General features: G+C 70.8%; 21 protein-coding genes. 13 read left to right on the top strand and 8 right to left on the bottom strand.

All coding sequences use genetic code 11. The features are described 5' to 3' along the window. Window positions 1-239 precede the first annotated feature (239 nt). Genes QBE02_RS00345 through QBE02_RS00320 form a run of 6 tightly spaced genes read left to right on the top strand, consistent with a single transcriptional unit; the run spans window position 240 to window position 6793 of the window. Window positions 240-965 carry an NUDIX hydrolase gene (locus tag QBE02_RS00345; RefSeq protein WP_279366662.1) on the top strand — a complete coding sequence of 242 codons (726 nt, stop codon included), beginning with the start codon at window positions 240-242 and terminating at the stop codon, window positions 963-965. A 12-nt stretch (window positions 966-977) separates the two neighbouring features. Further along, window positions 978-2309 (top strand): quinolinate synthase NadA, encoded by a 1332-nt coding sequence (gene nadA / locus QBE02_RS00340; protein WP_279366661.1) that lies wholly within the window; start codon window positions 978-980, stop codon window positions 2307-2309. Continuing rightward, complete coding sequence (nadB, locus tag QBE02_RS00335; RefSeq protein ID WP_279366660.1) at window positions 2306-3922, top strand: L-aspartate oxidase; 1617 nt, start codon at window positions 2306-2308, stop codon at window positions 3920-3922. The genes nadA and nadB overlap by 4 nt, the downstream gene beginning before the upstream one ends. After that, window positions 3916-4773 (top strand): carboxylating nicotinate-nucleotide diphosphorylase, encoded by an 858-nt coding sequence (gene nadC, locus QBE02_RS00330; protein WP_279366659.1) that lies wholly within the window; start codon window positions 3916-3918, stop codon window positions 4771-4773. Before nadB ends, nadC begins: the two co-directional genes overlap by 7 nt. Next, the gene (locus QBE02_RS00325) at window positions 4770-5900 is read left to right on the top strand and encodes a cysteine desulfurase family protein (RefSeq protein ID WP_279366658.1); all 1131 of its coding nucleotides are present in this window, start codon (window positions 4770-4772) and stop codon (window positions 5898-5900) included. Before nadC ends, QBE02_RS00325 begins: the two co-directional genes overlap by 4 nt. Further along, window positions 5897-6793 carry a glycosyltransferase family 2 protein gene (locus tag QBE02_RS00320; RefSeq protein ID WP_279366657.1) on the top strand — a complete coding sequence of 299 codons (897 nt, stop codon included), beginning with the start codon at window positions 5897-5899 and terminating at the stop codon, window positions 6791-6793. The genes QBE02_RS00325 and QBE02_RS00320 overlap by 4 nt, the downstream gene beginning before the upstream one ends. Window positions 6794-6927: 134 nt before the next feature. Here QBE02_RS00320 and QBE02_RS00315 read toward each other — a convergent pair whose 3' ends face one another. After that, window positions 6928-8868, bottom strand: coding sequence for an ABC transporter ATP-binding protein (locus tag QBE02_RS00315; protein WP_279366656.1), 1941 nt, complete (start codon window positions 8866-8868; stop codon window positions 6928-6930). Between the two features lie 194 nt (window positions 8869-9062). On the opposite strand from QBE02_RS00315, the gene QBE02_RS00310 reads away from it, so the two are divergent. After that, entirely contained in the window at window positions 9063-10553 is a 1491-nt protein-coding gene (locus QBE02_RS00310) for an MDR family MFS transporter (RefSeq protein WP_279366655.1), read from the top strand. A gap of 294 nt (window positions 10554-10847) precedes the next feature. Here the strand turns inward: QBE02_RS00310 and QBE02_RS00305 are convergent, their stop codons facing one another. After that, window positions 10848-10988 (bottom strand): hypothetical protein, encoded by a 141-nt coding sequence (locus QBE02_RS00305; protein ID WP_156371708.1) that lies wholly within the window; start codon window positions 10986-10988, stop codon window positions 10848-10850. 142 nt (window positions 10989-11130) lie between these two features. Here QBE02_RS00305 and QBE02_RS00300 point away from each other — a divergent pair, with 142 nt between their 5' ends. Further along, entirely contained in the window at window positions 11131-11679 is a 549-nt protein-coding gene (locus tag QBE02_RS00300; RefSeq protein WP_056230112.1) for a type 1 glutamine amidotransferase domain-containing protein, read from the top strand. A gap of 145 nt (window positions 11680-11824) precedes the next feature. On the opposite strand, the gene QBE02_RS00295 is transcribed toward QBE02_RS00300, so the two are convergent. Together QBE02_RS00295 and QBE02_RS00290 are read right to left on the bottom strand one after the other, a co-directional pair. Then, the gene (locus tag QBE02_RS00295; RefSeq protein ID WP_279366654.1) at window positions 11825-12649 is read right to left on the bottom strand and encodes a DNA-formamidopyrimidine glycosylase family protein; all 825 of its coding nucleotides are present in this window, start codon (window positions 12647-12649) and stop codon (window positions 11825-11827) included. 12 nt (window positions 12650-12661) lie between these two features. Continuing rightward, window positions 12662-14068 carry an SPFH domain-containing protein gene (locus QBE02_RS00290; protein WP_144785474.1) on the bottom strand — a complete coding sequence of 469 codons (1407 nt, stop codon included), beginning with the start codon at window positions 14066-14068 and terminating at the stop codon, window positions 12662-12664. 172 nt (window positions 14069-14240) lie between these two features. Between QBE02_RS00290 and QBE02_RS00285 the strand changes: the two genes are divergently transcribed. After that, window positions 14241-14651, top strand: a complete 411-nt coding sequence (locus tag QBE02_RS00285; protein WP_144785475.1) for a glucose-6-phosphate dehydrogenase — start codon at window positions 14241-14243, stop codon at window positions 14649-14651. 69 nt (window positions 14652-14720) lie between these two features. Here QBE02_RS00285 and QBE02_RS00280 read toward each other — a convergent pair whose 3' ends face one another. Both QBE02_RS00280 and QBE02_RS00275 read right to left on the bottom strand, forming a co-directional pair. After that, a complete protein-coding gene (locus tag QBE02_RS00280; protein WP_279366653.1) occupies window positions 14721-15689 on the bottom strand; it encodes an aldose 1-epimerase family protein in 969 nt (322 codons plus the stop codon). A 114-nt stretch (window positions 15690-15803) separates the two neighbouring features. Continuing rightward, window positions 15804-15974 carry a CsbD family protein gene (locus QBE02_RS00275; protein WP_279366652.1) on the bottom strand — a complete coding sequence of 57 codons (171 nt, stop codon included), beginning with the start codon at window positions 15972-15974 and terminating at the stop codon, window positions 15804-15806. 152 nt (window positions 15975-16126) lie between these two features. Between QBE02_RS00275 and QBE02_RS00270 the strand changes: the two genes are divergently transcribed. The 4 genes from QBE02_RS00270 to QBE02_RS00255 all read left to right on the top strand — a co-directional run bounded on the left by QBE02_RS00270 (window position 16127) and on the right by QBE02_RS00255 (window position 19901). After that, on the top strand, window positions 16127-17434 hold the full coding sequence (locus tag QBE02_RS00270) for a D-alanyl-D-alanine carboxypeptidase family protein (RefSeq protein ID WP_279366651.1): 1308 nt from the start codon (window positions 16127-16129) through the stop codon (window positions 17432-17434). 122 nt (window positions 17435-17556) lie between these two features. Further along, complete coding sequence (locus QBE02_RS00265) at window positions 17557-18225, top strand: hypothetical protein (protein WP_279366650.1); 669 nt, start codon at window positions 17557-17559, stop codon at window positions 18223-18225. 91 nt (window positions 18226-18316) lie between these two features. Continuing rightward, window positions 18317-18934: a hypothetical protein gene (locus QBE02_RS00260; protein ID WP_056230093.1), complete on the top strand. Its 618-nt coding sequence runs from the start codon at window positions 18317-18319 to the stop codon at window positions 18932-18934. A 28-nt stretch (window positions 18935-18962) separates the two neighbouring features. Then, entirely contained in the window at window positions 18963-19901 is a 939-nt protein-coding gene (locus tag QBE02_RS00255) for an ADP-ribosylglycohydrolase family protein (RefSeq protein WP_279366649.1), read from the top strand. 7 nt (window positions 19902-19908) lie between these two features. On the opposite strand, the gene QBE02_RS00250 is transcribed toward QBE02_RS00255, so the two are convergent. Together QBE02_RS00250 and QBE02_RS00245 are read right to left on the bottom strand one after the other, a co-directional pair. Beyond that, window positions 19909-20730, bottom strand: coding sequence for a hypothetical protein (locus QBE02_RS00250; RefSeq protein ID WP_279366648.1), 822 nt, complete (start codon window positions 20728-20730; stop codon window positions 19909-19911). After that, window positions 20727-21173 carry a DUF4279 domain-containing protein gene (locus tag QBE02_RS00245; RefSeq protein ID WP_279366647.1) on the bottom strand — a complete coding sequence of 149 codons (447 nt, stop codon included), beginning with the start codon at window positions 21171-21173 and terminating at the stop codon, window positions 20727-20729. The genes QBE02_RS00250 and QBE02_RS00245 overlap by 4 nt, the downstream gene beginning before the upstream one ends. Between the last annotated feature and the right edge of the window lie 104 nt (window positions 21174-21277).

The following is a 21277-nucleotide window of genomic DNA, read 5'->3' as shown; positions in this document are numbered from 1 at the left end:
GCCCGTCTGGGAGAACCCTTTCGACGCGCGGCGGGTCGGCGGCGCGGCGGATCCGCGGCGCGGTCGGCGGCGCAACCCGCAGAACATCCCGCCCCCGTGGTTCGGGGCGGATCCCGTCGCTCGGGGCGTGAAAACTCCGCCCCAACCGACGGAATGCGCCCCGAACCCACTGGCTGGACCCGACGGGTCGCTCTTCGAGTCGAGTTGACACTAAGATCGATCCCGGAGATATGGTCACCATGACACGAACCCCTCAGTCCGAGTCCCGCGACGCCGATGTGCGCGTCGCGGTGTCGACCGTGATCTTCAGCGTGCGCCGCGGCGCCGACGACGACCCCGTCCTCTCGCTCCCCCTGGTGCGCCGCACGCGCGACCCCTTCGACGGGCGGTGGGCGCTGCCCGGCGGCTGGCTCGACGCGAGCGAGGGGCTCGACGCCGCGGCATCCCGAACCCTCGCCGAAACCACCGGCCTCACCCCCAGCTACCTCGAGCAGTTGTACGCGTTCGGGGCGGTCGACCGCTCCCCCACCCGGGTGGTCTCGATCGTGTACTGGGCGCTGCTGCGCTCCGACGAGGTCGACGCCCAGGTGGCCGCGCACGCCCGCGAGGGCGATGCCCCCGAGAACGTCGAGTGGTTCGACGCGACCGACCTCCCGGCCCTCGCCTTCGACCACAACGACATCGTCGAGTACACGCTGTGGCGCCTGCGCAACAAGGTCGGCTACAGCCGCATCGCCCACGGCCTGCTGCCCGACGAGTTCACGCTGGCGGACCTCCGCGAAGTGACCGAGTCGATCCTTGGCAAGCGCCTCGACCCGGCGAACTTCCGGCGTCAGGTCGACACGTCCGACACCCTCATCCCGACCGAGCGCTTCCGCACCGGAAGCCACCGACCCGCCCGCCTCTACCGCTACAACCGCGACGTGGAGCTCGCCGACCGCGGCCCGCTCCCGTCCCGTCACTGATCGGAAACGCCCATGTCCGCCACGCCTCTCACCCTGCAGCCCCGCCCCGCGATCGACCCCAGCGTCGACCACGCGATCCAGGCGATCGTCTCGGGCGCCTCGACCGATGCGACCTGCACGACCGACCTCGCCGTCGGTCCCTGGGACTTCGACACGCGCCCCGGCTACGGCCCCGGCTCGTCGATGGGCGACGTCATCCCCACGGGGGCGCCGCGCCAGGGCGAGCTGCCGCAGAAGTACCGCGATGCCTCCGCCGACGAGCTCGACGCCCGCGTCCGCGCGGCGAAGGCGACGCTCGGCGACCGGGTCGTGGTGCTCGGGCACTTCTACCAGCGCGAAGAGGTCGTGCGTCACGCCGACTACGTGGGCGATTCGTTCCAGCTCGCGAACGCTGCCAAGGAGCGCCCCGAGGCCGAGGCGATCGTGTTCTGCGGCGTGCACTTTATGGCCGAGACCGCCGACCTGCTGTCGCGCCCCGACCAGGCCGTGATCCTGCCGAACCTCGCCGCGGGCTGCTCGATGGCCGACATGGCCGACATCGACCAGGTCGAGGAGTGCTGGGAGCAGCTCGAAGACGTGCTCGGAGACCTCGAGACCCCGGATGCCGAGGGCCTGGTCCCCGTGATCCCGGTGACGTACATGAACTCCTCCGCCGCCATCAAGGGCTTCGTCGGGCGTCACGGCGGAATCGTCTGCACCTCGTCGAACGCGCGCACCGTGCTCGAGTGGGCGTTCGCGCGCGGCCGACGCGTGCTGTTCTTCCCCGACCAGCACCTGGGCCGCAACACTGCCAAGGCCATGGGTGTACCCCTCGAGCAGATGCCGATGTGGAACCCGCGCAAGCCTCTCGGCGGCTCGACGGCCGAGGTGATCGAAGACAGCCGCGTCATCCTCTGGCACGGCTTCTGCTCGGTGCACCGCCGCTTCACCGTCGACCAGATCGACAAGGCCCGCGCCGAACACCCGGGCGTGCGCGTGATCGTGCACCCCGAGTGTCCGATGGACGTGGTCGACGCCGCCGACGAAGCGGGCTCGACCGACATCATCCGCAAGGCCATCGCCGCCGCGACCGCGCCCACGACCTTCGCGATCGGCACCGAGATCAACCTCGTGCAGCGCCTGGCCGCCCAGTACCCGCAACACGAGATCTTCTGCCTCGACCCCGTGGTCTGCCCCTGCTCGACGATGTACCGGATCCACCCCGGCTACCTCGCCTGGGTGCTCGAGTCGCTCGTCGCGGGCGAGGTCGTCAACCGCATCACGGTCCCGGCCGACGTCGCCGAGCCCGCGACCGTCGCGCTCGAGCGCATGCTCGCCGCCAAGCCGAACGGCGCGGTGAAGTGACCACCGTCGTCGTGGTGGGCAGCGGCATCGCCGGTCTCACGGCGGCGCTGCACGCAGCCGAGTCCGGATGCCGTGTCACGGTCGTGACGAAGGGCGCCCTGCCCGACACCAACACGCGGTGGGCGCAGGGCGGGATCGCGGCGGTCACCTCCCCCGCCGACACCGTGGCCTCGCACGCCGCCGACACGCTCACGGCCGGCGCGGGTCTGAACGATCCGGATGCCGTGGACGTCCTCGTCGGCGAGGGCCCGACCCGCATCGCCGAGCTCGTCGCGCGGGGCGTGGACTTCGATCGCGCCGCCGACGGCGACTTCTCGCGTGGGCTGGAGGCAGCCCACGCCGTCGCGCGCGTGCTCCACGCCGGCGGAGACGCGACGGGAGCGGCGATCCAGGCCGCTCTCGGCGACGCCGTCCGGGCCGCGGGCATCGAGCTGCGCGAGCACGCGCTGCTGCGCGACCTGCTGATCGCGAACGGACGCGTCGTCGGCATCGAGCTCGACGGCGGCGAGCGCCTCACCGCCGACGCGGTGATCCTCGCCACCGGCGGCGCCGGGCAGCTCTACGCCCACACCACCAACCCGCTCGGGGCGACGGGCGACGGCATCGCCGCGGCGATCCGCGCCGGCGCCGCCGTGGCCGACCTCGAGTTCGTGCAGTTCCACCCGACCGCGCTCGCCGTGGGCGCACCGTTCCTCGTGTCGGAAGCCGTGCGCGGAGAGGGCGCGACCCTCGTCGACGACACCGGCCGCCGCTTCGCGTTCGACGCCCACCCCGATGGCGAGCTCGCCCCGCGCGACGTCGTGGCCCGCGCCAACGCGCGCGCGATGGCGGCGCAGGGCGATCGCCCGGTGCGGCTCAATGCCACTGCCATCGGCGACGAGCACCTTGCGCAGCGCTTCCCCACGATCGACGCCGCCGTGCGCGAGCGCGGTCTCGACTGGGGTCGCGAGCCGATCCCGGTGACCCCCGCGGCGCACTACCTGATGGGCGGGGTCGTGACCGACCTCGACGGACGCACGACGGTTCCCGGGCTCTACGCGGTCGGCGAGACCGCCCGCACGGGCGTGCACGGCGCCAACCGCCTGGCCTCGAACTCCCTGCTCGAGGGCGCGGTGTTCGGCGCACGCGCAGGAGAGGCCGTGGGCCGCGACACGGTCTGGCCCGTCGCCGCCGTCGCGCCCGTCCCCCTTCGGGAAGTCCCGGATGCCGCTGCCCCGCCCTTCACACGTGCAGCGCTCCAGCAGCTGATGTGGACCGACGCGGGGCTCATGCGCGACGCCGCGGGTCTCACCCGGGCCGCCGGGATCCTCGCCGCGTGGCGCACAGCCGGCGCAGCTCTCGGTGTCGAAGACGCGAACCTGCTGCTCGTCGCATCGCACGTGGTCGACGCGGCGCTGCGGCGCACGGCATCCGTCGGCGCGCACTTCCGCTCCGACGCCGAGATCGGTTCGGTCGCTGCCGCGGCGGCCGGCGCCGACACTGACGTCCCCGCCGCCGTCGTTGCGGTCGCTGCCCCCGCGACCGACGCCGACCCGCGCGACGCCTCACCCGCCCGCGTGCCCGCCGCCGCGGCATCCGCCCCCTCCTCCCCCTCGAAGGTGCTCGCATGCTGACCCGTTCCGCCATCGACCGCGTCGTCACCGCCGCCCTCGAAGAAGACGCCCCGTGGGGCGACCTCACGAGCGAGACCCTCATCCCCGAGAACGCCGTCGCCCGCGCGGAACTCGTCGCTCGGGTCGAAGGAGTCTTCAGCGGGGCCGCGGTGTTCGCCGCCGCCTTCACCCTCACCGACCCCTCGACCTCCGTCGAGCAGCTCGTCGCCGACGCCGGGCGCTTCTCCCCCGGTGACACGCTCGCCGTGGTCACGGGCCCTGCGCGCGCGGTGCTGACCGCCGAGCGCATCGGGCTCAACTTCGTGCAGCGCATGTCGGGCATCGCCACCCTCACCGCCCGCTATGTCGCCGAGGTCGCCCACACCGGCGCGCGCATCGTCGACACACGCAAGACCACGCCCGGGCTTCGCGCGATCGAGCGGCAGGCCGTGCGCGACGGCGGCGGACACAACCACCGGTTCTCGCTCTCGGATGCCGTGATGGCCAAAGACAACCACCTCGCTGTGCTGACCGCTCAGGGTCTGTCGGTGACCCAGGCACTCGAGAGTGCGATCGCGCGTCTCCCCCACACCACGCACGTCGAAGTCGAGGTCGACCGACTCGACCAGATCGACGCGGTGCTCGCGGCCGGGGTCGGCACGATCATGCTCGACAACTTCTCACTCGACGACCTGCGCACCGGCGTCGCCCGCATCGCCGGAGCCGCACAGGTCGAGGCGTCCGGAGGCGTGACGCTCGAGACCGTCCGCGCGATCGCCGAGACCGGCGTCGACGTCATCTCGGTCGGAGCCCTCACCCACTCGGCATCCGCCCTCGACCTCGGGCTCGACATCCGCATCGAGACGGCGTGAGCCTCTACCTCGACAACGCCGCCACCGCTCCCGTGCGCCCCGAGGTGCTCGAGGCCATGACCCCGTACCTCACCCGCTACTTCGGCAACCCGTCGAGCCATCACGAGGTGGGTGAGGCCGCGGCATCCGCCCTCGACGACGCCCGCCGTCGCGTCGCCGCCGTGCTGGGCATGCGCCCCGGAGACGTGCTGTTCACCTCGGGCGGCACCGAATCGAACAACGCCGCGATCAAGGGGATCGTCCTGGGGTCGCAGCGGCGGCACCTCGTCACCACCGCCATCGAGCACGAGTCGGTGCTCGCCTCGGCCGACTACCTGCAGCGGCTGCATGGTGTCGAGGTCACCCACGCCCCCGTCGACGACACCGGAACCCTGACCCCCGAGGCGCTCGCCGCGGAGCTGCGCGACGGCACGGCCCTCGTGTCGGTGGGCTACGCCAACAACGAGATCGGCACGGTGCAAGACGTCACCGCGCTCGCCGCCGTCGCGCACGCCCGCGGGGTGCCCCTGCACCTCGACGCCGTGCAGGCCGCGGGGTGGCTGCCGCTGTCGGGGACGGGGGCGGATGCCGTCACCATCGCCGGACACAAGCTCGGCGCCCCCAAGGGCACGGGAATCCTGGCCGTGCGCGGACGCCTGCCGTTCGAGCCGCTGCTGCACGGCGGCGGGCAGGAACGCGGCCGTCGCTCGGGCACTCCCGACGTCGCCGGAGCCGTGGGGATCGCCACCGCCCTCACCCTCGCCGAGACCGAGAGGGCCGACGAGGTCGACCGGGTCGGCGCCCTGCGCGACGCGTTCATCGCCCGCGTGCTCGACCTCGTTCCCGGCGCGCGTCTGACCGGTCACCCGACGCATCGCCTCCCCGGGACGGCGAGCTTCGTCTTCCCCGGCACCAACGGCGAGACCGTGCTGCTCGAGCTGGAGCGGCGCGGCATCGTGTCCTCCAGCGGATCCGCGTGCGCGGCCGGCAGCGACGAAGCGTCGCACGTGCTGCTCGCGATCGGCGTCGCGCACGACGACGCCCGCACCGCCGTGCGGTTCACGCTCCCGCACGGTCTCATCGCATCTCTCGACGACGTGGCAGATGCCGTCGCCGCCGCCGTCACCGCCGTAGGATCGCGCGGGTGAGTTCCACCCCCGTCACCGTCATCGTCCCCGGGTTCGACGTCGCCGCCTTCGCCGAGGAAGCCCTCGACTCCCTGCGGGCGCAGACGCACCCGCACTGGAGCGCGATCCTCGTCGACGACGCCTCTAACGATGACACGGCGCGCATCTTCGCCGACGCCGCCTCCGCCGACCCCCGGTTCCGCCTCGAGCGGCACACCTCACAGCGGGGGCTCGGAGCCGCCCGTAACACCGGCCTCGCACGGGTCGACACCCCGTACACCGCGTTCCTCGACGCCGACGACGTGATGCGCCCCCACGCCCTCTCGCGCCTGGCCGACACGCTCGACCGCACCGGCAGTGACTTCGCGGTGGGCGCCTACGTACGTCTGCGACCGGATGCCGACACCCCCGCCTACATCGCCGGAGAGGTGCAGCCCTGGGTGTCGGCATCCACCGATCCCGCCCGTGAGCGCACGACGCTCGCGGAGCACCCCGCCGCCTCGGGCAACATCGTGGCGTGGTCGAAGATGAGCCGCACCGCCTTCTGGCGCGAGCACGACCTGCGGTTCCCCGAGGGGCGTTACTACGAGGACCAGGTGCTCACGCAGCGCATGTACACGCTGGCGAGGGCCTTCGACGTCATCCCCGACGTCGTGGTCGACTGGCGCCAGCGCCGCGAGGGCGGGTCGATCACCCAGCGACTCAGCGAACTCGACATCCTGCGCGATTACCTCGACGCGCTCGGTGAGGGCATCGCCGTCCTGCGGGCCGCCGGAGCCGACGCGGCCGTGCGGGAACGCGGGGCGCTGATCCGCACCCTGGACGTGCCGCCGCTCGAACGCATCGCCCAGTCGCACCCCGACCCCGCGTACCGCGTCGCGCTCGAGGCGTTCGTCGAGACCCTGCCCGGCTGACGCCCGCCCCGGCCCAACCGCGGAGCCCCCGCCCGACACGCCGATGGCGGATGCCGTTACCCGGCGCGCCGTCCGAAAGCTCCGCTGTTGTGCACGCGGCGGACCCGCGACAGCCCGGCCTGATGGCGGGCGCCTCAGGCGGGTGCCTCGTCGGCGCGTCGCGCGGGAAGGGCGGCACGGGCGAGGCCCGCTTCGTCGAGCTGCTCCTCGGCGAGGACGAACGACGCCGCGAGCTGTTCGGCCGCGAGGCTCGCGTACAGGCCGCCCTGGGCCAGCAGCTCGCTGTGCGTTCCCGATTCGACGATGCGGCCGGCATCCACCACGTGGATCCGGTCGGCGCCGATGACCGTCGACAGGCGGTGCGCGATCGACAGGGTCGTGCGTCCGTGCGAGGCCGTCTCGAGGGCCTCTTGCACGATGCGCTCCGACACCGTGTCGAGAGCGCTCGTGGCCTCGTCGAGCAGGAGGACCGGCGGGTCCTTCAGCAGCACGCGCGCGATCGCGATGCGTTGCTTCTCTCCGCCCGACAGGCGGTAACCGCGCTCGCCCACGATGGTGTCGTAGCCCGCCTCGAACGAGGCGATGACGTGGTGGATGTTCGCCGCGCGGCACGCGGCCTCGATCTCGGCGTCGGTGGCGTCGGGGCGGGCGTAGCGCAGGTTCTCGCGCACGGTCGCGTGGAACAGGTAGGTCTCTTGCGAGACGATGCCGATCTCGTCGATGATCGAGGCCCGGTCGAGGGTGCGCACGTCGGCGCCCGAGAACATCACCGCTCCCCCGGTCGCCTCGTACATGCGCGGGGTCAGGTAGAGGATCGTCGTCTTGCCCGCGCCCGACGGGCCGACGAACGCGACGTGCTGGCCGGGCTCCACCGTAAACGAGACACCGTCGAGGGTGGGCCGCGCCTGCGCGGGGGCGTCGGGGTAGCGAAACTCGACGTCACGGAACTCGATGCGCCCCACCGGTCCCGGAGCGGCCGAGACGGGCCGCGCGTCGGGCTCGTCGACGATCGCGGGACGCAGGTCGAGGTACTCGAAGATGCGGGCGAACAACGCCGACGAGGTCTGCACGTCGAGCGCGACGCGCATGAGCCCCATCAACGGCATGAGCAACCGAGCCTGCACGGTGGTGAACGCCACGATTGTTCCGGCCGTGATCGCTCCCGCGCCGCCTCCGATGAGGTACCCCGCGACGAGGTAGATGACCGCGGGAACACTCGACATGATCACTTGAACCACGGCGAAGAAGCCCTGGCCGCTCATGGCCCGGCGCACCTGCAGACGGACCTGATTGTCGTTCTCGGCGTCGAAGCGGGCGGATTCCGTGCGTTGGCGGTTGAACGACTTCGACAGCAGGATGCCGGAGACGCTCAGGGTCTCTTGCGTGATCGCCGACAGCTCCGACAGCGACTCCTGCGTCTCGCCCGCGATGCGCGCGCGCACCTGGCCCACGCGGCGTTGCACGAAGAGGAGGAAGGGCATGAGCGCGACCGCGATCAGGGTCAGTCGCCAGTCGATGAGGATCATCGCCACCAGCGACGCGATGACCGTCACGGCGTTTCCGAGGATGCTCGTGACCGTGTTCGTCAGCACGCCCGAGACACCGCCGACGTCGTTCTGCAGACGAGACTGGATGACGCCCGTCTTGGTGCGGGTGAAGAAGCCGAGCTCCATGTCTTGGAGGTGATCGAACAGGCGCGTGCGCAGATCTCCGGTGACCCGGTTGCCGACCGTGGCGGTGAGCCAGGTCTGGCCCACGTTGAGGGCTGCCGAGACCAGGAAGAGTCCGATCATGATGCTGACCAGGAAGGCGAGCAGTGAGAGGTCGGGGCTCGACCCGTCGACGGGGAACAACGCGTCGTCGAAGATCCGCTGCACCAGCAGCGGCGGGACGACGGCGACGGCCGCGCCCACCACGACGAGGAGCGCGGTGAAGACGATGCGACCGCGGTAGGGCCGGAACAGGTCGACGACGCGGCGACCGAGGTGGGCCACGCGCGGGGCCTGCGCGTTGCGACGGCGCTGCACCTTGGCATCCACGCCGCGGAACATACTCCCGCCCATCCCCATGCTCATGATCGTCAGCCTACGTCCGACCACCGACACCGGCTCCGGCTCCGGCGATGTCGGGGGCACCCGATAGGGTCGCGAGCGGGTCTCCTCCGATCCGTGGACCCGCCGTCGGAATAACCCGGGCCGCACCTCCGTTGTCACCCTCGCAGTCGCCCTCCGTGACGCCACGAAGCCCCCCGCACGTAAAGGACCTCGTCATGGCCGCCACCGGCACCGTTCCCGTCTCCCGACCCCACGCCGCCGCACCCGCGGCGCCCGCGCCCCGCCCGGGCCCCGTCATCGCTCTGCTCGTCGTCGCCGCGTTCGTCGTCATCCTCAACGAGACCACGATGTCCGTCGCTCTGCCCGCGATCATGGCCGACTTCGGCGTGAGCGCCGCCACCGGACAGTGGCTCACTTCGGCGTTCCTGTTGACGATGGCCGTCGTCATCCCCCTGACCGGCTTCCTCCTCGAGCGCTTCCCCATCCGCTTCGTCTTCTTCAGCGCAATGGGCGTCTTCGCTCTCGGTACCCTCGTCGCCGCACTCGCTCCGGCCTTCGGCGTCCTGCTCGCGGGCCGCATCGTCCAGGCGATGGGCACGGGCGTCATGATGCCGTTGCTGTTCACCACCGTCCTGAACCTGGTCCCCGCGAACAAGCGCGGTCGGGTCATGGGCGTCGTCACGATCGTCATCGCCGTCGCTCCCGCGGTCGGCCCGACCGTGTCCGGCCTCATCATGTCGGCTCTCACCTGGCACGCGATCTTCTGGCTCATCCTCCCGATCGCCCTCGTGGCCATCGCGCTCGGCGCGCGCTGGGTCCGCAACGTCACCCAGACCCGTCCCGACGCGCGATTCGACGTGCTCTCCGTGGTCCTGTCGGCGATCGGCTTCGGCGGTCTCGTCTACGGCCTCAGTGCCATCGGCGAATCGGCGTCCGGACACTCGTCCGTTCCCGTGTGGATCCCCCTCGCCGTCGGCGCGGTCTTCGTCACCGTCTTCGTGATCCGTCAGCTCCGCCTGCAGCGCTCCGACTCCGCTCTTCTCGATTTGCGCGTCTTCCAGAGCTCGTCGTTCCGTCTCGCGGTGCCCCTGGTCGCGATCGTGATGGCCGCGCTCTTCGGCTCGCTCATCCTGCTGCCGATCTTCCTGCAGCAGGCGCTCGGCCTCAGCAGCCTCACGGTGGGTCTCATGCTGCTTCCGGGTGGCGTGCTCATGGGCGTGATGGCCCCGATCGTCGGCCGCCTCTTCGACCGCTTCGGGCCGACCCCGCTCGTCATCCCCGGCATGCTGATCGCGGCCGCGGTGCTGTGGACGATGGCGCTCACTTTCGGTCAAGACACGCCCATCTGGTGGATCGTGACGGTGTACCTCGCCCTCAACCTCGGGCTGGGCCTCGTCTTCACGCCGCTGATGACCTCCGCGCTCGGCTCGCTCCCCCGCCGGTTGTACTCGCACGGCAGTGCCGTGGTGGGCACCGCGCAGCAGGTGGCCGGCGCGGCGGGTACGGCCGGTTTCGTGGCGATCATGACCGTGTTCTCCAGCGCCGCTCTCGCCGGTGGTGTCGATCAGGCCGGAGCCGTCGCGTCGGGCGTCCACGCCTCGTTCATCGTCGGCGCGGTCATCGCCACCGCAGCGGTCGTCCTCGCGTGCTTCGTCCGCAAGCCGGCGGAGGCCGAAGACGCCGACGCGCCCGTCGCCGCACACTGACTTCCGCACCGGGTGGGCGCGCCCGCGCCCGCCCGGTCTTGCGAGACACGGCAGAGCTCCCCGAACCGGGACGGGCGGAGGGTCTGCAGCCGCCCGGATACGTCTTCGTCCTAGGCGGCCCCGCACTGAGGCACGCGCCGGCGCGGCGTCGATGCGATACGCGAAGCGTGCGGTCAGCGTGACAAGCGCTGGCTGAAGTCAGAGCGATAAGCCACGGCGCGAAATCATTACGACAAGCGCCGGCACAGCGTCAGAGCGCGCACTGCGGCGAGCGCGACACGCACCAGGACTGAATCAGAGCGAGCAGGAACCGCCGCCGCAGCACTGCGACGCGGAAGGCTTCTCTGTGGTGTCGGTCTCGACACCGGGAGCGTTGAGCAGCGCGATCAGCGGCTTCGACGCGGCGGTGGTGTCAGAGGTGGTGTCAGCGGACATGCGCTCCATGCTACGCCTGCGCGCGAGCGCGGGGGCCGCGCGATTCCGCTAACGCCGGGGTCCGGCATCCGCAACCCCCGTCTCTCCGTCTCGCCCGGTTCTTAGCGTGGAAGCACCCCCGATCGAGAAAGAAGGGCTTCCCATGACCGACCTCACCGGAAAGCGCATCGCGTTCCTCGCCACCGACGGATTCGAAGACAGCGAGCTGACCAGCCCGTGGGAGGCCGTGACCTCCGCCGGAGCCGAGGCGGTCCTCGTCTCGCCGAACGACGACAGCATCAGCGGCGAGAAGGGCCACGAGCAGAAGGTCGACCTCTCCGTCTCCGGCGCCTCGGCGGGCGACTTCGACGCCCTCGTGCTCCCCGGCGGCGTGCAGAACGCCGACGACATCCGCATCGTGAAGGACGCCGTGTCGTTCACCCGTGGCTTCTTCGACCAGCACAAGCCGGTCGCCGTCATCTGCCACGGCGGATGGATCCTCACCGAGGCCGACGTGCTCAAGGGCCGCACGCTCACGAGCTACCCCACGCTGCAGACCGACCTGCGCAACGCCGGTGCCACCTGGGTCGACGAAGAGGTGCACGTCGACCAGGGCTTGGTCTCGAGCCGCAACCCCGATGACCTGCCCGCGTTCAACGCGAAGCTCGTCGAAGAGGTCGCCGAAGGAAAGCACTCCGGCCAGACCGCCTGAGCGTTCCGTGACGAAGGGGCCCCGCACTTCGGCGCGGGGCCCCTTCGTCGTCCCCGCCGCGCGAGGGGTCAGAACGTGTCGCCGAGCGACGCGCGGGGCGACTCGTATCGACCTCTCAGACGGGGTGCGCGCCGGGGCGCGCCGCTCAGGCGTCCGCGGGCAGCGTCTGGCAGGACGGGCACCACTGCCCGCCGCCCTTCGTGCCGGGGATGTCCTCGATCACCCCGCCGCAATCGGGGCAGGGCTGTCCCGTACGCCCGTGCACGCGCATCGACGCGACCTTCGCGGCCTTCTGCTCGGCGATCGGGACTCCTCGACGTGCGATGACGGCAGCGGTCAGGGTGTCGTGCAGCGCGTGGTGCAACCGGGTGATGTCATCATCGCTGAGGGCTGCGGCGTGAGCGGTGGGCGACAGTCGCGCGGCGAAGAGGATTTCGTCCGAGTAGGCATTGCCGATGCCCGCGAGCGTCTCCTGCTCCTGCAACAGCGCCTTGAGCTGCTTGCGCCGACGCCCGAGGGCTTCGGCGAGCTTGTCTCGCGAATAGCCGGGGTCCGCGGCATCCGGTCCGAGTTTCGCGACCGAGGGCACCTCGTCGGCCGCATCGACGACGTGGAGCTGCACCGACAGCCACTCCCCGGCATCGGTGATGCCCAGGATGCCGTGGTCGAACACGATACGCGCGATGACAGCCGCTCCCGCGGGGGCGTCGTCGTCCGCGGGCCCGTCACTCCAGGTCGCCCACCCGGCCCGCCCGAAGCCCAGACCCAGGTGCACACCGTCGAGATCGAGGTCGATGTGCTTGCCGTGGCGGGTCACCGCGGTCACGGTACGACCGACGATCTCGTCGAGCGGCCGCGCTCGGCTCTTCAGCGCCCTCCCCTCGACGAGCTCGACACCGGTCACAGCGCGACCGGTCAGGCGCTCGCGCAGGAAGAGCGCGAGCGCCTCGACCTCGGGTGCCTCAGGCACCGGTCGATCCGATCACGACTCCGACGACGCCGGGGGCGTGGTCGGGGCCGGGTACGAGCGCGTCTGGGCGGGTTCGCCGGCGTGCTGAGGGTTCGTGAACGCGTCGGCAACGACCCGACCCTGGATGATCTGCGTCAGGTCGATGCCCGTCGCCGCCTTGACCGCTTCGAACGACGAGCGCAGGCCCGTCGCCGATTCCGTCGCGAGGTGACCGCTGGCGCCCTCGCCGCCGAGGACGGTGATGTTGCCGACGCGGTCGTAGCCCTTGGCGAACTCCGCCATCATCGGCACCAGGGCCTCGAGGGCGCGCTGCGCGAGCAGGGCCTCCTGGTTGTGCGACAGCGCCTCGGCCTCGGCGCGGATCGCCTCGGCGCGAGCTTCACCGGCCAGGCGGACGGCCTGGGCGTCGGCCTCGGCGCGCACGCGCACGGCGGCGGCTTCTTGCTCGGCGATCTCGGCGCGGGCCTGGGCGGCCTTGATCTGCGCGTAGGCCTCGGCGTCGGCATCCTTCTGGCGCTGATAGAGGTCGGCGTCGGCGACGCGGGAGACCTCGGATTCCAGGCGGGCCTGCGTGTTCTGGGCCTCCTGCTGCAGGACGGCCTGGCGGCGCTCGGCGCGGGTCAGTGCCTCGGCCTGCTCGGCCTCGGCGTTGGCGCGACCGACCTCGGCCTTGGCCGCGGCGCTGTTCTTGTCGAGCTTGGTCTGCTCGATGAGGTTGGCCTCGTCCGTGGCGATCTGGCGCGCGCGAATCTCGCGGACCGCGTTGATGCGGGCGACCTCCGCCTCGCGCTTGACGCGCTCGACCTCGGTCGCACCGAGGGCGGAGATGTACCCGTTGGTGTCGGTGACGCCCTGGATCTGGAACGAGTCGAGGATCAGGCCCTGCGACGAGAGGTCGGCCTTGATCCCCTCGGCGATCTGGTCCGAGAGACGCTGGCGGTCGCGCATCAGCTCTTCGACGGTCAGCGTCGCGACGACACCACGCAGCGCACCCTCGAGCTGCTCGGTCGTGAACTGCTCGATCGCCTTGTCCTGCGAGGCGAAACGCTCGGCCGCGCGGCGCACCGACTCCGGGTCGGATCCGATCTTGACCAGGGCCACGCCGCTGACGTTGACGGTGACGCCGTTGGACGACTGCGCGGTCGGCTCCATCTTGATCTGACGCGCGCGCAACGAGATCATCTCGCCGCGCTGCGTCAGCGGGTTGACGATCGCGCCGCCGCCCGTGATCACGGTGATGCGCGAGGACTCGCCGTCGGCGCTCTTCTGCCGCTTTCCGACGATGACCAGCGCTTCGTCGGCCTTCGCGACGCGATACCAGCCGCGGATCACCAGGCTGAGCACGATCATCACGACGATCGCGACCACCACGACGATGGCGGCGATGACGCCGATGGCTCCGAGGGCGGCGAGTTCCATACTTCTCCTTCGACGGGTACCGCGAACCGCGGTACGGGGGAATTCCCTCCAACCTATCCGGGGGCCCGCGGGCAGTGTCCACCCCTTCTGCGCACGATTCCGGTCCCCGCCGGGGTGGGGAGGAGCGTACCGTTGAGGGTGGGCGGCCCGAACCGCCCGAGAAGGGTCCCCCATGAAGATCGTTTCGTCGCAGGACTGGCGAGATGCCATCCGCTTCGATGCTCCCGTGCTCGTCTCCGAGGTCGTCCCGGGCGAAGCCACCCGCTGCGTCGCCTGCGGCACCGACGGTCCGCTGTATGAGCGCACCGAGCTGTGGGCCGTGAAGCACCGACACCCCAAGCACCATGGCGGGTTCGTGCGGTTCTACTGCGAGGCGCACAAGCCGGCCGCCCCACCACCGCCGCCCGCCCCGACCATCGAGGCCCGCCGTGCCCGTGCCGCGTCCGCTCCCAAGGAGCGTCGCGCGCCGAGCCTCAAGCCCACCCCGATCACGGACCGCCCCACGCGCGCGATGTGCCCCGACTGCTTCGTCGAGGTCTCCGCGGGTGGCGACTGCGGGATGTGCGGGGCCCAGGTCCTCTGACCGACGGACCACCCACTTGAACAGAACCGCCCCGGATCACTCCGGGGCGGTTCTGTCGTTGACAGGGTCTCAGCGCGCCGCGATGATCCACTCGGCGTCGTGCGAGGCTCCGGGGTCGAGCGAGACGACGCCCGTGTCGAAGTCGTAGGCGTCGTCGTTGAACGCGTCGGGTGCGCAGGTCATCGGTTCGACGGCGAGGCCGGCGCGATGACCGGGTGTGCCGGGACCGTCCGGCAGATCGGCGGTGTGGATCTGCACCCACGCGCACTCCGCCGCCCAGCTCATCTCGACGCCGGTGCCCGAGGGATCGGTGAGCGTGACGGTCGCGCGGCCGTCGGCATCCCGGGTCAGCCCCGTGTAGGCGTGGTCGATCTCGACGGCACCCAGCACCCGCTCGTCGCGGAAGTCGAAGCGCTCGGCGTCGGAGGTGACGGATGCCAGTGCCACCGGCGCGAGCCGATCGGGGGTGACTTCGAGAACGGTGTCGGCGGGCAGGCCGAGCGTCCACTCGTCAAGGGTCGCGGGGCCCGCGACGAGGTACGGGTGGGGTCCCGTGCCCCAGGGCGCCGGTGTGTCCGACAGGTTCGTGGCACGGACGGTCTGCGTGAGGCCGTTCGCCGCGAGGCGGTAGGTGGTCGAAACGACGAGCCACCAAGGGTACCCGGCCTGGGCGGTGACGGTCGCGGTCAGGGTGACGGCGTCATCGGACGCCTCGAGGATGTTCCAGTCGACCCATGACAGCAGCCCGTGCAGCGCGTGCCCGCGGTTCGGCTCGGTCAGCGGCAGCTGGTGCTCGACGCCGTCGAAGTGGTGGATGCCGTCGACCACGCGATTCGGCCAGGGGGCGAGCGTCGTCCCCCGGTAGCCGGGACGAAGCTCGTCGGCATCGAAGGGAACGACGAGGTCGCGGCCCTCGTACGTCAGGGAGCGGAGGGAGGCGCCGACGCTCGCGATCGCGGCTTCGTAGCCGTGTGCGCGGAGGACGACGGGGGTGCCCGAGACCACGGTGGGGGTCTCGGTGGGAACGGCAGCGGTCATGTCGCCATTATCCCGGCCGCGGCCCCGGCACCCCGGCATCCCCTCCGCCGGATTTCATCCGAACAGACGAAATGCCCCGATCCGCACGGATCGGGGCATTTCGGGGAGGGCGACTTACTTGAAGGCGTCCTTGACGTTCTCGCCGGCCTGCTTGGCGTGGGCCTTGGTCTGGTCAGCCTGACCTTCGGCCTCGAGGCGCTCGTTGTTCGTCGCCTTGCCCGTGGCTTCCTTCGCCTTGCCAGCGATGTTCTCCGCAGCGTTCTTGATCTTGTCGTCGAGTCCCATAGTCGGCTCCTCCCGTGTGGTCTTCGGGTATCTCCCGATGTGCGTACACGGTAAGCCGCCGACCTCCGGAGAAAAGGGGGGCTTGAATTTCAGGTCGTGGTGGGGAAGAGAAACCAATAGGTTCGAGACGTGGGGACCCCTGGAGATATCTCGTGAGCACGCTCGCCGATTTCGGCGACCTCCTCGAGGAGGCACCGCGAGAGCCGCAGCCGAGCGGTCGTGCCGGGCGCGTCGTCCTCATCGTCTTCCTCGTCGTCACCCTCCTCATCCTCGGCGGGGGCGGTGGCTACGTGTGGTGGGCCTCGTCCGCCGCTCTACCTGCCCCGACCGTCACTTCGCAGGCTCCCGCCGCGAACGCCGGGGCGGCGGCATCCCTCGCCCTCCCCGCCGGAGGCGAGACTCTGCTGCGCGTCGACGGGGGCGCCGACTACCTCGGTCCTGACGCGGCCCAGTCCTTCGCCGCGTCGGGAGGGAACGACTCGCGCCCCCTCGCGAGCATCTCGAAACTCGTCACCGCCCTGGTCGTCCTCGACGCCCACCCACTGAGTGGACCGACCGACCCCGGCCCGACCATCTCGTACACCGAGGCCGACACCGATCTGTACGACCAGTTCTACGTGCAGGGCGCGGTCATCGCGCCGATGCCCGACGGGCTCAAGCTGTCGCTGCGCGACTCGCTCACGACCATGCTGCTGCCCTCGGCCGCCAACTACGCCGTCGCCATCGCCCGATGGGGGTTCGGTTCCGAGGGGGCCTACGTGTCGGCGGCTCGATCGTGGCTGAGCAAGAACGGTCTGAACGACACCCGGATCGTGGATGCCACGGGCCTCGACTCCCGCAATGCCAGCACCCCGACCGATCTGCTGGCGCTCGCAAAACTGGCCGAGGCGAGCCCGGTCATCGCCCATATCGCCGGTACCCGATCGGCGCAGATCACCGGCGCGGGCACCGTCACCAACACGAACGACCTGCTGGGGACCCTCGGCGTCACGGGTCTGAAGACCGGCAACCTCGGCGACGGCACCTTCAACCTGCTGTTCACCTCCTCGCTCGACGTGGGAATCGGTTCTCCCCTGCAGATCACGGGCGTGCGGCTGGGTGGCGAGACCCACGACAGCACCGACGCGGACGTCCGAAACCTCCTCCAGAGCATCAGCGACGGCTTCCACGACATCCCGCTCGGAACGGTCGGCGACGACCTCGGCACCATCTCGACCCCGTGGGGCTCGAGCGCGTCGCTCGTGCTGGCCAAGACGACCACACTGCATACGTGGTCGGACACACCCGTATCGGTCACCCTCGACACCACGACCCCGCAGAACTACGCCGACGGCGAGGTCGTCGGCTCGGTCACGTGGACCGCGGGGCCGCAGACGACGTCGGCCGAGGTGAAGATCAAGGGAGCCATCGAGGAGCCGTCCCTCTGGTGGCGGCTGACGCACCCGAGCGAGCTGGGCTGAGCACCGACGACGCCCGCTTTCCCGGGAACGGGTCGACCGGATGCCGAACCCTCGCGGTGTCGTCGACCGCGGCGCGTCCGGGGCTCGTTGATGACCGACCGCGGGGCCGATAGCGTTCGTCTATGAGGCGAACAGTCCCCCTTCTGACATTCACGGCCGTTCTGGCCCTCGGCCTGAGCGCGTGCGTCCCGCAGCCCTCGCCCGAGCCGACGGAATCGGCTTCGCCGACGCCCGCCTTCACCCCGTCGGAGAAGCCCACTCCGACGGTCTCACCCACGGCCGACGCGGCAGCCCCGGCGAGCGATGCCGTCCTGATCGTCGCTCTCGACAGCGCCTCCATCGCCGCGGGGTCGACCCTCGAGTACTCGCTGAACGCCGTCGACGCGTGGACGGCAGCGCTCGGCACGGCGCCCACGCAGTCGGCGGTCGAGGGCCCCTACGGCGGCACCCTCGAGCTCACCGAACTCACCTGGCCGGGATTCACCCTGACCGTGCCCAACGACGGATCCACCCGCGGCGCCACCGTTCGCGTGACCACGCCCACCGTTTCCGACCACCCGGTCGTCACCACGGGCGGCATCGGTGTCGGCTCGACCCGCGCCGAGGCGGTCGCGGCGGGCGCCACGGAGGGCTTCGACGCCACCGAGCTGCGCCTGGACACGCGCGACGCACCGGGGACGCAGTCCCTGCAACGCCCGGGCGAGGTGGGGCGCCAGTACGTGATGCTCGTCCTCGAGGGCGACTCGGTGACGCAACTCATCCTGCCGGCGAACGACTACAGCGACATCTGACGCCCGTTCGCGGGTGAGAGCGCGGATCGTGCGGGTGAAAAACAGTGCATCTCCTCGCCCCCGACCGGTGCCTCGCCCTAACGTGAGGGGCATGTCGCCACTCCCTCTCGAACCCGGAACCCTCGCCGATTGGGTCGCGGCGCTCGCCGCCGTCCTGGGGTGCATCTTGAGTATCTTCGCGCTCCGCGTCGCGCTCGCAGCCAACAGGACCGCTGACGAGACGCGTCAAGAGGCCGTCGCCTCCGCGCGCGACTCGGCCACGCGCGAAGCCCAACGAGACGAGGTCGACCGTGCGCGCGACCGTCGCCAGTTGGCGGGCAGTGTCGCCTCGTGGTGGGCGGCCGACCGAGATGAAAGCGGTCGCCGATACGGGGTCGTCGTCTCGAACCAGAGCCCGACCTCGGCCGTGTTCTACGACGTCGAAGTTCACGTGGCGGGCCCGGGCGAGAACACCCACATCATCCGCATGAAGGTGCTGCCGCCCGGACAGTTCTTCGTCCAGAACCGGGGGCTCGCCCTGCAATCCTCCTGGGACGGTATTCCCCGACCGGTCCGCGAGGCTGACGTTCTCGACCCCTTCACCGTCGCCGGCGATCGCTCCATCACCCGGTTGGAGTACGCCGATGGCCTCGGCACGAGGTGGCGGTGGACGCCAGGGGAAGGTCTCGTCGAGCTTTCACCAAGCGCCCTCAGCGCTGCACGCGTCTGAGAAGAGACGTCGCTCCTAGGCTGAGGTCATGAGCGCCCCCTCCCCCGCCCAGGTCGATCGCGCTGTCGGCGCCGTCCTCGTCTCGGCCGCGGGCGACGCCCTCGGCTCCGCCTACGAGTTCGGCCCTGCCCTCGCCGACGAGGTCGTCCCCGCCTTCGGACGGGGGCACTTCGGCCACGGCGAGCGCGAGTGGACCGATGACACGAGCATGGCCGTTCCGATCCTCGACGAACTCGCCGCCGGGCACCGCCTCGAAGACCCCTCGTCGCTCGAGACGATCGTGCACCGCTGGAAGGAGTGGGCGCGCGACGCCCTCGACGTCGGAGCCCAGACGCGCCAGGTCCTGTCCCGCATCCCCGTCGGCGGAGGAATGGATGCCATCACCGCGGCATCCCGTGCCGTGCACGACGCATCGGGTCGCAGCGGAGGCAACGGCTCGCTCATGCGCACGGGTCCCGTCGCCCTCGGCTACCTCGATCGCCCGCGCGAGGAACTCGCCGCGGCCGCAGGCGCCGTCGCTCGCCTCACCCACTGGGAGGACGACAATCTCGACGCGTGCGCTCTGTGGTGCGGGGCGATCCGCCACGGCATCCTGACCGGGGAACTCGACATGCGTGCGCAGCTCGACCTCGTGCCCGCCGAGCGCCGCGGTCGGTGGGCCCATCTCATCGACGCGACCGAGGGCCGGCATCCGCGGGACTTCGAACAGGCGAACGGGTGGATCGTCCGGGCCTTCCAGGGCGCCCTCGCCGCCGTCTCAGGCGCGGCGACGCCGCTCGACGCGATCGAGCGCGCCGTGCGCGGCGGGAACGACACCGACACGGTCGCGGCCATCGCCGGCTCGCTCGCGGGCGCGGTGTGGGGCGCCGACGCGCTTCCCGCCTCGCACGCCGAGGGCCTGCACGGCTGGCCGGGTATCGACGGCACCGAGCTCGCGCGCCGCGCGCGAGCAGCCGTGGGGGCCTGACGCCGCGTCAGAGCGAGTTCGCCACGCTGAACACCGTGATCAGCACCCCCACCGGAACGAGCAGGGCAGCCGCGGCGATTCCGATCCCGATCCCCACCCATCGCGGCAGACTGCGCTTCAGCCGGCGCCCCTCCGGACCGACGGATGCCGACAGCCCCGGCACCGCGCGATCGTCACTGTACCCGTCGGTCTGGGTCCACGCCTTCGCGCCCACCGTGGCCCGGATGCGAGCGAATCGTTCCCAGACCGCGGGGTCATGCAGGTCGAAGCCGCCCGGCCGGTAGACGATCAGCATGTCGTCGCGCACCTCGACGTCGAGGTCGCCCGTCTCGTCGATCAGCAGCGCCATGAGGTCGGGCGTGAAGACGTACAGCGCATCGCGCTCGTAGCCTTTCGGCGCGAAGAGGTGGAAGTGCGTGTCGAAGTCACCTTCGAGAGAGAGTCGCTGCCTCCGCTGCGGTCGGTGCTGGAGCGATGACAGGATGCCGTCGTTGCTCCGCGCATCGAGCACGAAGTGCGGCAGGTGCCGGGGCAACCGGATCGCCAGGTAGCCGAGGTTGATGCTCTTCACCGGCACGTTTACCGACACGCTCGTCCGAATGGTGACGATGCCGTTCTGGCGAACGTTTTCGGCCTTCCTCGCCCCGCCGACGATCCGGCCGACCTCCCAGCCCGGTCCGGCGATGCGGTCCTGGACGTTGCCCGCCGTGGCGTACTCCCACATGTCACCCGAAAGCGCGGGAGGCTCGGCGGTCGGCTGGTACGTCCAGCCGTTGGCCGCGGCGAAGGCGGCGAGGTCGTCGATACGCGTGTGCTCGGGGGTGGTCACGGGGCCGACCCTTCCTCGCCGAGGAACGCGGTGCCGTAGAGATGGCATCCGAGGACACTGATCTTCGCGAGAAGGTCCGCTTCTAGGACGAAGCCTCCCTGCGTGCTGTCGGAGTCGCCCGACCACCAGATGATCGTCTCTCCGTCGTTTCGAAGGTCGGCGAGCTTGTGGGCGACGGGAAGCACCCGATCGACCACTTTCCGCACAGCGGAGAAGCCGGTCTGATCCTCGGCGCCCGTGTCGTCCGCGTCTTCGTGCAGGCACCAGAACGTGCGCTGATACCTCGCGTAAGGCGGCGCGAGGTTCCGACCGGCGCGCCCGGACGGCGTCGGGTCGCCGATGTCTCCCGAGCGTTCCGGCTCCACTCCGAGCATCTCGGTGATTTGCGCCACGCTGTACCTGTCGCTGTACACGCACAGCGACGCACGGTTGTGCCTGATCATGTGCGCAAGGCTAGTGCTGCGCCAGACCGAGCGTTCTACCGGCGCCCAGTCGCTGCGTGCAGGGTCCCGTTCGGCGGGAATATGAGCCGTTCTGACAAGCAGCG

Origin of the sequence: Microbacterium testaceum, from assembly GCF_029761935.1 — a bacterium.
In the GTDB taxonomy this organism is placed as follows: Bacteria; Actinomycetota; Actinomycetes; order Actinomycetales; family Microbacteriaceae; genus Microbacterium; species Microbacterium testaceum_A.
The sequence above is the reverse complement of the archived record's forward strand: the minus strand, read 5'-3'. Positions and strand labels throughout refer to the sequence as shown.